15 protein-coding genes are annotated in these 12580 nt (G+C 74.5%); 7 read left to right on the top strand and 8 right to left on the bottom strand.

Annotated features, from left to right (window positions below; genetic code table 11):
• Window positions 1-116: 116 nt before the first annotated feature.
• Window positions 117-1247: a TerC family protein gene (locus tag AFB00_RS22135; protein ID WP_068798787.1), complete on the bottom strand. Its 1131-nt coding sequence runs from the start codon at window positions 1245-1247 to the stop codon at window positions 117-119.
• A 247-nt stretch (window positions 1248-1494) separates the two neighbouring features.
• Complete coding sequence (locus AFB00_RS22130; protein ID WP_068798786.1) at window positions 1495-2544, bottom strand: SDR family NAD(P)-dependent oxidoreductase; 1050 nt, start codon at window positions 2542-2544, stop codon at window positions 1495-1497.
• Between the two features lie 123 nt (window positions 2545-2667).
• On the opposite strand from AFB00_RS22130, the gene AFB00_RS22125 reads away from it, so the two are divergent.
• Both AFB00_RS22125 and AFB00_RS22120 read left to right on the top strand, forming a co-directional pair.
• Window positions 2668-3072, top strand: coding sequence for a MerR family transcriptional regulator (locus AFB00_RS22125; protein WP_068798785.1), 405 nt, complete (start codon window positions 2668-2670; stop codon window positions 3070-3072).
• A gap of 150 nt (window positions 3073-3222) precedes the next feature.
• Window positions 3223-3405 (top strand): YegP family protein, encoded by a 183-nt coding sequence (locus tag AFB00_RS22120; RefSeq protein WP_068798784.1) that lies wholly within the window; start codon window positions 3223-3225, stop codon window positions 3403-3405.
• Between the two features lie 127 nt (window positions 3406-3532).
• Here AFB00_RS22120 and AFB00_RS22115 read toward each other — a convergent pair whose 3' ends face one another.
• The 5 genes from AFB00_RS22115 to AFB00_RS22095 all read right to left on the bottom strand — a co-directional run bounded on the left by AFB00_RS22115 (window position 3533) and on the right by AFB00_RS22095 (window position 7570).
• Entirely contained in the window at window positions 3533-4330 is a 798-nt protein-coding gene (locus AFB00_RS22115) for an SDR family oxidoreductase (RefSeq protein WP_068800557.1), read from the bottom strand.
• Window positions 4331-4595: 265 nt separating this feature from the next.
• Window positions 4596-5174, bottom strand: coding sequence for a type 1 glutamine amidotransferase domain-containing protein (locus AFB00_RS22110; protein WP_068798783.1), 579 nt, complete (start codon window positions 5172-5174; stop codon window positions 4596-4598).
• Window positions 5175-5266: 92 nt separating this feature from the next.
• Window positions 5267-5827: a hypothetical protein gene (locus AFB00_RS22105; protein ID WP_068798782.1), complete on the bottom strand. Its 561-nt coding sequence runs from the start codon at window positions 5825-5827 to the stop codon at window positions 5267-5269.
• A 70-nt stretch (window positions 5828-5897) separates the two neighbouring features.
• The gene (locus AFB00_RS22100; RefSeq protein ID WP_068798781.1) at window positions 5898-6650 is read right to left on the bottom strand and encodes an ABC transporter permease; all 753 of its coding nucleotides are present in this window, start codon (window positions 6648-6650) and stop codon (window positions 5898-5900) included.
• Window positions 6647-7570, bottom strand: coding sequence for an ABC transporter ATP-binding protein (locus tag AFB00_RS22095; protein WP_068798780.1), 924 nt, complete (start codon window positions 7568-7570; stop codon window positions 6647-6649). The genes AFB00_RS22100 and AFB00_RS22095 overlap by 4 nt, the downstream gene beginning before the upstream one ends.
• A gap of 114 nt (window positions 7571-7684) precedes the next feature.
• Between AFB00_RS22095 and AFB00_RS22090 the strand changes: the two genes are divergently transcribed.
• From AFB00_RS22090 to AFB00_RS22080, 3 genes are all read left to right on the top strand, one after another.
• Window positions 7685-8806 (top strand): sensor histidine kinase, encoded by a 1122-nt coding sequence (locus AFB00_RS22090; protein ID WP_068798779.1) that lies wholly within the window; start codon window positions 7685-7687, stop codon window positions 8804-8806.
• Window positions 8803-9468, top strand: a complete 666-nt coding sequence (locus AFB00_RS22085; RefSeq protein ID WP_068798778.1) for a response regulator — start codon at window positions 8803-8805, stop codon at window positions 9466-9468. The genes AFB00_RS22090 and AFB00_RS22085 overlap by 4 nt, the downstream gene beginning before the upstream one ends.
• A gap of 141 nt (window positions 9469-9609) precedes the next feature.
• Entirely contained in the window at window positions 9610-9810 is a 201-nt protein-coding gene (locus tag AFB00_RS22080; protein ID WP_068798777.1) for a three-helix bundle dimerization domain-containing protein, read from the top strand.
• A gap of 10 nt (window positions 9811-9820) precedes the next feature.
• Here the strand turns inward: AFB00_RS22080 and AFB00_RS22075 are convergent, their stop codons facing one another.
• Window positions 9821-10594, bottom strand: a complete 774-nt coding sequence (locus tag AFB00_RS22075) for a FadR/GntR family transcriptional regulator (protein WP_083275743.1) — start codon at window positions 10592-10594, stop codon at window positions 9821-9823.
• A 253-nt stretch (window positions 10595-10847) separates the two neighbouring features.
• Between AFB00_RS22075 and AFB00_RS22070 the strand changes: the two genes are divergently transcribed.
• Both AFB00_RS22070 and AFB00_RS22065 read left to right on the top strand, forming a co-directional pair.
• Complete coding sequence (locus tag AFB00_RS22070) at window positions 10848-11372, top strand: MaoC family dehydratase (RefSeq protein ID WP_068798776.1); 525 nt, start codon at window positions 10848-10850, stop codon at window positions 11370-11372.
• On the top strand, window positions 11369-12580 hold the full coding sequence (locus AFB00_RS22065) for a CaiB/BaiF CoA transferase family protein (protein ID WP_231974023.1): 1212 nt from the start codon (window positions 11369-11371) through the stop codon (window positions 12578-12580). Before AFB00_RS22070 ends, AFB00_RS22065 begins: the two co-directional genes overlap by 4 nt.

Below are 12580 nucleotides of genomic sequence, written 5' to 3'. Positions count from 1 at the left end.
TCCCACCGGCACGCCTCCCCCGGCCCGCACCCCCGCCCCCGCAGCCGGACACGCCGGGGAGAGCTGCACCGTCCGGTCAGCGGTGCGGGGCCGGGGAAAGGGCGGGGCCGGGTCGGTTACCGGCGGGTGCCGGCCGGGCGGGCCGGATCGGCGCCGGAGCCGTCGGTCGTCGCCGGGGCGGAGCCGTCCGGTGTCCCGGACGCGGGCCGTCCGGTCGTGTCGTCGTCGGAGCCCACCGCGGGCGACGGCGCGTCCGCACCGGTGCCCGCCGCGGCGCGGCGCCTCGACACGACCAGGCTGGCGACCGCGGCGACCGCGATGGTCCCGGTGATGACCAGCAGCGACAGCCAGATCGGCACCTCCGGGACCGGCACCGGCTGTCCCCCGTTGATGAACGGCACGTTGTTCTCGTGCAGCGCGTGCAGGGTCAGCTTCACGCCGATGAAGGCGAGGATGACCGAGAGCCCGTGCGCCAGGTAGATCAGCCGCTCCAGCAGCCCGCCGATGAGGAAGTACAGCTGGCGCAGGCCGAGCAGGGCGAAGGCGTTCGCGGTGAACACCAGGAACGGCTCCTGGGTCAGGCCGAAGATCGCCGGGATCGAGTCGAACGCGAACAGCAGGTCGGTCAGGCCGATCGCCACGATGACCAGGGCCATCGGCGTCAGCAGGCGCTTGCCGTCGATCCGGGTGGTGAGGTTGGCGCCGTCGTACTCGGTGGAGGTCGGCAGCACCCGGCGGACCATCCGGATCAGCCGGGAGTCACCGGCGTCGGACTCCTTGTCCTCCGACGACAGCGCCTCGCGGATCTGCGACCAGGCCAGCCAGAACAGGATGATCGCGAACAGGTAGAAGACGGCGACGAACTGCTCGATGATCACCGCGCCGACCGCGATGAACGCACCGCGCATGACGATCGCGATCGCGATACCGATCAGCAGCACCTTCTGCTGGTGCACCTTCGGCACCGCGAAGCTGGTCATGATCAGCAGGAAGACGAACAGGTTGTCGACCGACAGCGCCTTCTCGGTCAGCCAGCCGGCCATGTACTCGCCGCCGTACTGCCAGCCGGAGAACACACCGACACCGACGCCGAACAGCAGGGCGATCGCGATGTAGCCGACCGACCAGATCGCGGACTCTCGCAGGGTGGGCTCGTGCGGGTCGCGGGCGTGGCCGACGAAGTCGAAGACGAGCATGCCGACGACCACGGCGACCGTGGCGAGCCACACCCAGAGGGGGACGTTCATGCGGATTTCCTCCAGCGCGGTTGGGGGGGCGCTGAAGGTCTCCTCCGCCCACGTGACACGTGGACCGGTGGCACCGGGATCCGCTCGCGGTTCCGTACTGACGATGCCGCCGTGTTCGGGAGTACTCCCCTTCGTCCTGCCGAACGCTAGGGCATCCCGTCCCGTTCCCGACACCCGCGATGATCGCGACGCTCGTCACATCTGTCCGGAATGCCGCTTTCCTCGACGCTCCGCGCGGGCCGCGGGATCACCCCGCGGCGACCGGGACCGTGACCGGGTCCGGCCGGCCGGGCTGCACCGGGCGCTGCAGGACCGGCAGCTCCGGCAGTCCCGGCAGCGGCGCGGACCACCGGACGGCCCGGCGCGCACCGGCCGGGCGGCCGGACCGGAGACCGTGCCCGGCCGGGGCGAGCGCCGGGCGGATCGGCAGCGCCGGGAGCAGACCGGCGTCGTCGGCGGGCCGGACCGGCGACGGCGCACCCCGGAACGGGCCGGGCACCGGCGACGGCCGGGTGGTCCCGGCGTCGCCGCCACGGCCGTGACCGGACCCCGCACAGCCCTCCCGGCCGCGGCCGGCGAGCCGGGCCGCGAGGCGCACCGCGGTCCGCGGCGATCCGAGGTGCCCCGCGAGCGCCCGGTGGACCCGGCCGGGCACCGACACCGGCCGCCGCCGGGCGAGATCGTCCAGTGACCGGCACGCCACCACCGCCGGGTCCAGCCGCGGTCCGGCCGGGTCGTGCTCGGCCCGGACCCGACCGGCGACGACGGCCGTCACGGCGACCCCGGTCCCCGGCAGGGAGGCCGTCACCGACTCGGTGAACGCCAGCACCCGGGACCGCAGTTCGCCGTAGGCGTGCTCTCCGGACGACGGGTCCCCGGTGAGACCGGCGACGTTGAGGACGCCACCCCGGCCGCGCCCGCCCATCGTCGCGACGGCCACCCGGGTGAGCCGCACCAACGCGGCGACCTTGCCGTCGACCTCAGCGGCGCGGTCACCGGCCGGCGCGACGGCGGGCCTGCCGTCGCACTCCACGCCCGCGTTGTTCACCAGCAGCTCGATCGGCAGGTAGCGGTCGACGAGGCGGTGCTCGACGGCGGCGATCCCGGCCGGGTCGGCCAGGTCCGCCACCAGGGTCTCGACGATGGCGCCGGTGGCCCGCCCGACCCGCTCGGCCGCGGCATCGAGGGGTGCGCGGTCGCTCCCGACGAGGACGACGGAGTACCCGCGTTCGCCGAGCTCTCGGGCGTACGCCTCTCCGAGCCCGCGACTTCCCCCGGTGACCAGTGCTGTCGGCATGGGGATCACCGTAGGAACCGCTCGCTGTGCGAGCACTGAGAACGACGCCCCCGCTGAGAGCCCGCTGAACGCCGGCGCCGGACCGCGACGGTACCGTCGCCGTTCGCCTGCGAGGAGGGACGCGTGCAACAGATCGGCGAGGTGGCGGGCCGGGTCGGCCTGTCGTTGCGGACGATCCGGCACTGGGACGAGCTGGGCCTGGTGACACCGTCGGCGCGCAGCGCGGGCGGTTTCCGCCTCTACACCGAGGACGACGTGGAACGGCTCCGCTTCGTCAAGACGTTGCGCCCGCTCGACCTCGACCCGGAACAGATCCTCGACCTGCTGTCCACGATGGACGCGGCCAGGACCGAGCTGCGGGCCGGTGGCCCGGTGGACGACGACCGCCGTCGCCGGATCGAGCTGTACCGGACGGCCGCCGAGTCCCGGATCGAGGCCCTGCACGCCCGGATCCACGGCCTGGAGCTGCTCTCGCGCGAGCTGCGGGCGCTGACCCGTCCCGACGACGGCGCCGGCCGCGCCGGATGAGGAACGTCGGCTGCACGATCGTGCGTCACCCGAAAGGTATCCCGCACGGGCGGCCGTTCCGACCCGCATCGTTAGGCCGAATGGCCTAACGTCCAGGTCCGTCGACAGGAGCGACAGCCATCGCTCCGCACGAGGACGAGGAGGCCCGTCATGGCAGGCAAGTTCGAGGTGTACGAGGACCGCGGCGGCAAGTTCCGGTTCCGGCTGAAGGCCACCAACGGGCAGGTCGTCGCCGTCGGCGAGGCCTACGAGACGAAGGCGGCCGCGAAGAAGGGCTGCGAGTCGGTCCAGCGCGCGGCCGAGGGCGCCGAGATCACCGAGACGGACTCCTGACCCACCTCCCACACCCCGCCCCGGTTCCACTCATGGAGCTTCGGCCTCGGGTGACCGGGCCGAAGCTCCATGAGTGCGGGATCGGGCGGGAGCGGGGGCGGGTCGGGGAGAGCGGGGCCCGGTGGGGTCAGCCCGGCATGGTCTCGCCGCCGACCGGGGCGAGTACCTCGCCGGTGTAGTAGGACGACAGGGCCGGGGCGGCGAAGAACACGTACGACGGGGCGATCTCGTCGGGCTGCGCGGCCCGGCCCATCGGCGTCTGCTCGCCGAAGCCGGCCACGGTGTCCGCCGGCATCGTCGCCGGGATCAACGGTGTCCACACCGGACCTGGAGCCACGCAGTTGACCCGGATCCGGCGCCCGGTCAGCGACTGCGCGAGCGAGTGCGTCAGTGACTGCACCGCGCCCTTGGTCGCCGAGTAGTCGATCAGCGTCGGGTTGCCGCGCAGCCCGTTCACCGACCCGGTGTTGATGATCGCCCCGCCGTCCGGGAGATGGTCCAGCGCGGCCCGGGTGACCCGGAAGAAGCTGTGGATGTTCACCTCGAACGTGCGCAGCCACTTCTCGTCGGTGATGTCGGACAGCGAGTCGTACGGCTCCTGGGTGGCGACGTTGTTCACCAGCACGTCGAGCCGGCCCAGCTCGTCCACGGTGCGCCGGACGATCTCCGCGCAGTGCCCGGCGTCGCCGAGATCGCCGCGCAGGGTCAGGCAGCGCCGGCCCTGGGCCCGGACGAGCTCGGCGGTGTGCTCGGCGTCGCCGTCCTCGGACAGGTAGGCCAGCGCGACGTCGGCGCCCTCCTTGGCGAACGCCACACACACCGCGCGGCCGATCCCGGAGTCGCCGCCGGTCACCAGCGCGACCTGGCCGGCGAGCAGGTCCCGGCCCCGGTAGTCGCGCATCTCGTCGCGCGGGTGCGGGTTCATCGGTCCGGTGCCGCCGGGCGGGTCCTGCTGCTGGGCGGTCGGGTTGTCGGGCACGCGGTCTCCTCGCGGTCGTCCGTCCGTCCGATGGTCACCACGGACGAGTGCCGGCGGGTGCGGGCGGGGGGGACGGCACCGCACCCACCGGCACCACGGTCGGCTACCCGGCGGGCCACCGGGCAAACGGCCCGGAACACCGAACGGCCCGGAACACGGAACGGCCCGGATCCCGTGACCGGGACCCGGGCCGTGCCCGTACCGCCGTCGCTCAGGCGGTGGCTCCCTCGCGCAGCACCGGGTGCTTGCCCTCCTCGAACTCCTCGATCAGCTTCGCGCAGAACGCGTCGAGGTCGTCGGGGTTGCGGCTGGTCACCAGGCCCTCGTCGCAGACGACCTGCTCGTCGACGACCGTCGCGCCCGCGTTGCGCAGATCGGTGCGGATGCTCGGGAACGAGGTGAGCGTCCGGCCCCGCACCACGTCGGCCTCGATCAGGGTCCACGGTCCGTGGCAGATCGCGCCGACCGGCTTGCCCGCCCGGAAGAACGCCTGCACGAACGCCACCGCCGCGGCGTCGGTCCGCAGCGTGTCCGGGTTCATGGTGCCGCCGGGCAGCACCAGCGCGTCGTAGCCCTCGGCCGACACGTCGCCCACCGCGTGGTCGACGTCGAACGTGTCCGCCTTGTCGATGTCACCGTTCATCGCCTGGATCGACCCGGTGGACAGCGACACGAGATCGACCCGTGCCCCCGCCGCCTGCAGCTCCTCGCGGGGCTGGGTCAGCTCCACCTGCTCGACCCCGTCCGTGGCCAGGATCGCCACCGTCCGGCCCTCGAGTTCGTTCGCCACCGTGGATTCCTCCGTCGCGTTCGGGTCGTGTGCTTCCGACCGCAGCGTTCCCGTTCCGCGGCCGTCCAACCCTGCGCCGCGGGACGGGCGGATCAGCGGCCGCCGGCGGGCGAGACCCGCTCGGTGACCCGCTGCGCGGCCTCGACGCAGCTCGCCGCCCGGACCACACCCGGCGACGACGGGTCCAGGGCGTAGATCCGCGGGCCCGGCAGGCCCGGTGACAGGGCCCTGGCGTCCTCGGTGACGGCGGCGAAGCCCTGCCGGCCGTAGGCCCAGACCGCCCGGTCGCCGTCGTTCTCACCCTCGGTCCCGACGATCGGGGCGGCGAGCAGGACGACCTCGCCGTCGGCGACGGCGTAGCGCGCCTCACCCGCCCGTGCCCCCGGCGGCAGCGCCCCGGCGAGCGCGTCGAAGTCGGTGCCGCGGGCCGGGCTGCACGACACGAGCGCGGCACGCGGGTCGGTCTCGGCGAGCCGGGCGAAGTCCCGCGCCGCCACCGCGGCGGTGTCGATCTGCTTGTCCGCCTCCGCCTCGGCCGGTCCGACGAGCGCCCCGAAGCCCACGACGGCCGCGGTCAGCACGGCGGCGCCCACCAGCACGGCGCCGGCACACCAGGCCACGGTCCGCAGGACCAGCGACCCGGTTCCGCTCATGGATCCCAAACTAGCCCGGTTCGGCGCCCGTGGCCCGATGACCACCGGATCGGTGGCACCGCCGGGCACATCAGTCCCAGCGGAACCAGCGGACGGCCCCGAGCCCGGCCAGGACCGCCGTGCCCAGGAGCCCCAGCACCGGCGCCACCCCCGGCGGGACGCCCTGCCAGGCCGCGCCGAGCAGCTGCACGGTCGCCCCGAACGGCAGCACCCGGCCGGCGTCGGCGAGCGGGCCGGGCAACGCCGCCGGGTCGCCGAACATGCCGCCCAGCGCCCCGGTGCCGAGGAACAGCACGAGGCCGGCGGCGATCGCCGCGTTCGCCGTACGGGCCAGCGCCGCGACCAGCGCGCCGAGCCCGAAGAAGGCCGCCGTCGCCAGCAGCAGCCCGCCCGCCGCCGTCCACGGGGCCGCCGGCAGCCCGGCCCCGAACCCCGCCACCGCGACGACCAGTGCCAGCCCCGCCCCGGCGAGCACCTGTCCGAACCCGACGACCGCCTGCGCGACGAGCACCGGCACCGGGCCGGCCGGGGTGACACCGAGCCGGCGCAGCACCCCGCTGCGCCGGTAGGTCGCCAGGAAGCTGGGCACGTTGACGATCCCGACCAGGCCGAGCACCGTCGCGATCGCCAGCGGCAGCCCCGTCACCTCCAGCGCGGTGCCGTCGCCGAGGGCGGCGAAGCCGACCATGGTCAGGATCAGCAGCGGGAGCGCGAGCGGGACGACCAGGCCCGCGGTGTCCCGGGCGACCATCCGGGTCTCGGCACCGACCAGTGCGAGCCACCCGGCCGCCGGCAGCCCCCCGGTACGGGTCCCGGCCCTCATGCGGGCACCCCGGCCTCGGGCAGCTCCCGGCCGGTCAGGGCCAGGAACGCGTCGTCCAGGCTCGGACGCTGCTCGCGCAGGCCGGTCGCGAGGACCCCCTGGCGCACCAGCTCGGGGCCCACCGCGCCGAGCAGGTCGCCGTCGCCGGAGACCACGATCTCCTCCCCCACCCGCTCCAGCGCGCGGACGCCGGGCAGGGCCCGCAGCGCCGGCCGGTCCAGCGGGCCGGTCGTCCGGAACCGCACCCGGACGGCGACGCCGGCCGCGGCCACCAGCTCGGCCGGCGCGGCGTCGGCGACCACCCGGCCGCCGTCGAGCAGCAGCACCCGGTCACAGAGCCGCTCGATCTCGTCGGTCCGGTGCGTGACCAGCAGGACCGTCGTCCCGCTCGCCGCCAGCCTGCGGACGAGATCGAGCACCTCCTCCCGGGACCGCGGATCCAGGCCGGTGGTCAGCTCGTCGAGGATCACCACCCGTGGGTTCCCGACCAGCGCCAGGGCCACCGACAGCCGCTGCTGCTGGCCGCCGGAGAGCCGGTCGAACCGGGTCGCGGCGACGTCGGTGAGCCCGACCGCGGCGAGCAGCCGGGCCGGGTCGGCGCCGTCGCGGTGCAACGCCCGGTGGGTGCGCACCAGCTCCCCGGCGGTGAGCATGTCGTGCAGCGCCGCGGCCTGCAGCTGCACGCCCAGCACCGCACGGACCGCCCGGCGGTCCCGGCGCGGGTCGAGTCCGAGCACCCGGACGTGCCCGCGGTCGGGCCGGCGCAGCCCGGCCACGCACTCCACGGTGGTCGTCTTCCCGGCACCGTTGGGCCCGAGCACGCCGGTCACCGATCCGGCCGGGACACCGAAGCCGATCCCGTCGACCACGGTCCGGTCGCCGTAGCGCTTGTGCAGGTCGTGCACCTCGATCGCGTCCATGACCGGAGATCGTGGCGGCGGGGACCCGGCCGGCGGCAGTGCCGGACGTCGTGCGAACCGCCCATGACTTCCGGCACTGACCCCTCGCCGCCCGGTCGCCCTACCCTGTCCGTCGTGCGCCGGATCGAACCCAGCATCGTCGCCGGAGCGACCATGACCGTGCTCTGCGCCGTGCTCGCCGTACCGGTCGCGCTGGAACAGCTGGCCGACGGCGGCGGCCGCACCCTCGGCCCCCCGTGGCTGTGGTGGTCGGTCTACGCGGTGTTCCTCGGCGGGCTCGTCGTCGCGGGCTGGCTGGAGGACGTCGTCGGGCGCGGCCCGGCCCGCGCCGTGCTGGCCGTGCTGGTGGCCGCGGCCGCGGCGCTGGTCCTGCTGGCGCCCGGGTTCGGCTGGGTCCCGATCCTGCTCGTGGTCACCGCGGCGCTCTCGGTGCACCTGTGCCCCGGCCGGGTGACGGCGGCGATCGTGCTGGTCAACGTCGGCGTCGTCGCGCTCGCGGGGGTGCTGTCCGGCAGCGGCCCGGTCGCCGTGCTCACCGTGGCCGTGATCTACCTGATGCTGCAGACGGCGTCGGTGCTGCTGACCGTCGCGCTCGTGCGCGAGGAGGCCGCCCGGCGCGAGCTCGCCGTCGCCCACACCGAGCTCGCCGCCGCCGGCGCCGCGCTCGCCGAGTCCAGCCGCGCGCAGGAGCGCCTGCGCATCGCCCGCGAGCTGCACCACCTGGTCGGGCACCAGCTCACCGCGCTCACCCTCGAACTGGAGATCGCCGCCCACGGACGGGACACCGCCGAGCACGTCGACCGGGCCCGCGGGATCGCCCGCGAGCTGCTCGCCGACGTCCGGTCCACCGTCGGCGAGGTGCGCCGCCGGGCACCCGACCTGGCCACGACGCTGCACCGGATCTCCGCCCGGCTCCCCCGCCCGGTCGTGCACGTCCGGGTCGCCGACGGCGTCGAACCCGACGAGGACCGCACGGTCACCGTCGTCCGGTGCGTGCAGGAGATCCTGACCAACGCGATCCGGCACGGCGACGCCGCCACCGTCTGGATCGAGGTCGACGCCGAGCCCGGCGGCGGCCTGCGCCTGCGCGCCCGCGACGACGGCCGCGGCGGCCCCGTCGGGGTCCCCGGCAACGGCCTGCGCGGGATCTCCGAGCGCGCCGCCGCTCACGGCGGGACCGCCGAGTACGGACCGGCCCACCCGACCGGGTTCGCGGTGACGGCGGTGCTGCCGTGACCGTCCGGGTGTGCCTGGTCGACGACCAGACGCTGGTCCGCCACGGCATCCGCGGCCTGCTCGGGCTGGCCGAGGGCATCGAGGTGGTCGGCGAGGCCGGGGACGGCGCCGAGGGGGTGGACGCCGTCGTGCGGCACCGGCCCGACGTCGTCCTGCTCGACCTGCGCATGCCCCGTCACGACGGGCTGTGGGCGCTCGGCGAGCTCCGGGCCCGCGGGATCGACGTCCCGGTGCTGGTGCTGACCACGTTCGACGACGACGAGCTCGTCCTGCGCGCGCTGCGTGCCGGTGCCCGCGGCTACCTGCTCAAGGACGTGACCCTGGAGCAGCTCGTCGGCGCGGTCCGCACGCTGGCCGACGGCGGCACCCTGATCAGCCCGGCGGTGACCGAGCGCCTGCTGAGCGCCGTGCGCGAGACACCCCCGCCCCCCGACGACGCCCGGGTGCAGCCGCTGACCGGCCGCGAGCTGGAGGTGCTGCGGCTGCTCGCCGCCGGTTACGCCAACCGGGAGATCGCCCGGACGCTGTTCCTGGCCGAGGGGACGGTCAAGAACCACGTCTCGAGCGTGCTGCTCAAGCTGGGCACCCGGGACCGCACCCGGGCCGTCCTGCGCGCGCTGCACCACGGGCTGCTCGATCCCGATCATCGGATCGGCGGTTAGACCGTCGCCGGACGGGGTACCCCACCACGGACGAACGAGCTTGTCGGCGATGGAGGTCTGTATGTGCGGAACACGGTTGCGACTCGGTTCGGACCGGTTCCCTGTTCCCTCCCGCCCGGCGGCGCTGCCGCGGAGCGGCCGGTGACCCCGGACCTGGCGCTCGCCACGGACGCCGTGGCCCGGCTCCTCGAGGAGCTCGGCCCCGGTACCTGCCCGGACGCGGTGACCGCGGCCGTCCGGCAGGCCTGCGACGACCTGCGGGGCAGCCCGGTCGGCGCACTGCCCGAGCTGGTCGAGCGGCTCGCCAGGGTGCGGCTGTCCCCCGCCACGGCGGACGTGTGAGCGTGCGCGCTCAGTCCGCCTTCCAGGCCCCCGGCCGGGAGTAGAGCTCCCGCAGGTCGAGCAGGTGGCTGCGCATGGCCTCCTCGGCCTCGGCCGCCTCGCCGCGGGCGATGTGCTCGGTGATCTCGGCGTGGCAGGAGTCCACCTCGGTCCACCGTTCCGGCGCCACCGCGGCGCGGTCGAGCCGGGTGCGGAGCACGTCGCCCACCGGCTGGCCCATCATCGTCAGCATCAGGTTGCCGGTCGCCATCAGCACCGTGGTGTGGAAGTCCATGTGCTCGACGAAGCCACTGGGGTCCCGCGGGTCCCGCGGTGAGGACGCGGCGATCCGCAGCGCCTCGATCGTCTCCGGGGCCGCCCGCTGGGCGGCGAGACGGGCCGCGGCCGGTTCGAGCAGCAGGCGCGCCTCCAGCAGGTCGGACATCCCCAGCCGCGGCGTCGCGACCAGCACGCCGAGCGCGCCGCCCACGTCCTCCACGACCTGGGCGGGGTCGGGCGCGGCGACGAACGAGCCACCCTGCACCCCGCGCCGGGTGTCGATCAGGTGCTGGCTGGTGAGCACCCGCAGCGCCTCGCGCACGGTCGACCGGCTCACACCGAACATCCCGGTCAGCTCGGACTCGGCAGGCAGTCGCGTGCCGGGCGCCAGCGCGCCGCGCATGATCTGCGAGCGCAGCTCGTCGGCGACCTGCCGGTAGGCCGGGCGGACCCGCTGCACCTGGAGCCGCGCGGCCGGCGGACCGGCGGGTCGCGCGGTGCCCGCGCCGTCCGCACTCGGGCTCATCGTCACGCTCCGCGGTTCGCTCTCCGTCCCGCCGCACGCCGGTGGGAGTGCCCAACCCTACCGAGTCCGCCCCGCCGACGCCGACCGGACACGGGCAATCATCAGACTTCACTCCACCAGGCTCGTCATGGCTCCTTACTGGGCTTTCGACGAGGACGACCCCTTGCGACGAAAGTGTCTGACGTTTAACGTCCGAACTCGGTCCCGGTGGCTGTGACGGCGCCGGGGACGCGACGACGAAGGGGTCGAGCACGTGACGATCAAGCCGGGCTGGCAGGGACGGTTCTTCGAGGACTTCGAGGTGGGCGACGTCTACCAGCACCCCCTCGGGCGCACGATCACCGAGACCGACAACACCTGGTTCACCCTGCTGACGATGAACACCAACCAGGCGCACTTCAACGCCCAGGTGGGTGCCTCCTCGGAGTTCGGCCGGATGCTCGTCGTCTCGCCGTTGACGATCTCCATCGCGATCGGGCAGTCGGTCACCGACCTCACCCAGAACGCGTTCGCCAACCTCGGGCTCGACGACGTGCAGCTCACCGCCCCGGTGTACGCCGGGGACACGCTCTGGTCGGAGTCGATCGTGCTGGAGAAGCGCGAGTCGCGGTCCCGGCCGACGGCCGGGATCGTCACCGTCCGGACCCGCACCCTGAACCAGGACGCGGCCGAGGTGCTGGGCTTCCGCCGGACCTTCTACGTCCACAAGAGCTCGGCCGAGGGCGCGGCGTCGTTGTTCCCGCAGGCCGAGAAGCCGCTCACGGTGGAGGACGCATGAGCATGCGACCGCTGGCCGACATCCGGATCGTCTCCCTGGAGCAGTACGGGGCCGGGCCGTTCGGGTCGATGCACCTGGCCGAGCTCGGCGCCGAGATCATCAAGATCGAGGACCCCGCGGCGGGGGGCGACGTGGGCCGCACGGTCCCGCCCTACACCGCGGACGCCGACTCGCTGTTCTTCCAGTCCTTCAACCGGGACAAGGCCTCGATCACCCTCGACGTGCGCACCACCGAGGGACGCCGGGTGTTCCACGATCTCGTCCGCGGCGCCGACGCCGTCTACTCCAACCTGCGCGGCGACGTCCCGGCCAAGCTCGGCATCCGCTACGCCGACCTCGCCGAGATCAACCCGCGGATCGTGTGCTGCTCGCTGACCGGGTTCGGGATGACCGGGCCGCGCGCCACCGAGCCCGGCTACGACTACGTGCTGCAGGCGCTCGGCGGCTGGATGTCGCTGACCGGCGAGCCGGGCGACGCCCCGCAGAAGACCGGCCTGTCGCTGGTCGACTACTGCGGCGGCTACGTCGCGGCCATCTCGCTGCTGGCCGCCGTGCACGCGGCCCGGCGCGACGGCGTCGGCACCGACTGCGACCTCTCGCTCTACGACACCGCGATCAGCCTGCTGACCTACCCCGGGACCTGGCACCTGACCGAGGGCTACGAGCCGGGCCGCACCCGGCGGTCCGCGCACCCGTCGCTGGTGCCGTTCCAGGCGTTCGAGAGCGCCGACGGCTGGCTGGTCGTCGGCTGCGCCAAGGAGAAGTTCTGGCAGCGCCTCACCGTCGTCCTGGACCGCCCGGACCTCGCGCAGGACCCGCGGTTCGCGACGTTCGCCGAGCGCGGCCGGCATCGGGAGCAGCTGATCCCGCAGCTCGAGGCCATGTTCCGGACCCGGACGACCGACCAGTGGCTGGCGCCGCTGTACGCGGCGTCCATCCCGTGCGCCCCGATCCGGGACGTCGCCGGCGCCCTGACCGACCCGCACACGCTCGAGCGCGACCTCATCGCCGAGACCGACCACGAGGCGTTCGGGACGGTCCGCACCCTGCGCAGCGCGGTCCGGGTGGGGCCACCCGGCGCCGACCGCGCCCCGACCCGACCGGCACCGGCGATGGGTGCCGACACCGACCGCGTGCTGCGCGGGCTCGGCTACGACGACGCGACGATCACCGCGCTCCGCGACTCCGGTGCGCTGGGGAAGGACTGA

Source organism: Pseudonocardia sp. HH130630-07 (genome assembly GCF_001698125.1).
Taxonomy (GTDB): Bacteria; Actinomycetota; Actinomycetes; order Mycobacteriales; family Pseudonocardiaceae; genus Pseudonocardia.
The sequence above is the reverse complement of the archived record's forward strand: the minus strand, read 5'-3'. Positions and strand labels throughout refer to the sequence as shown.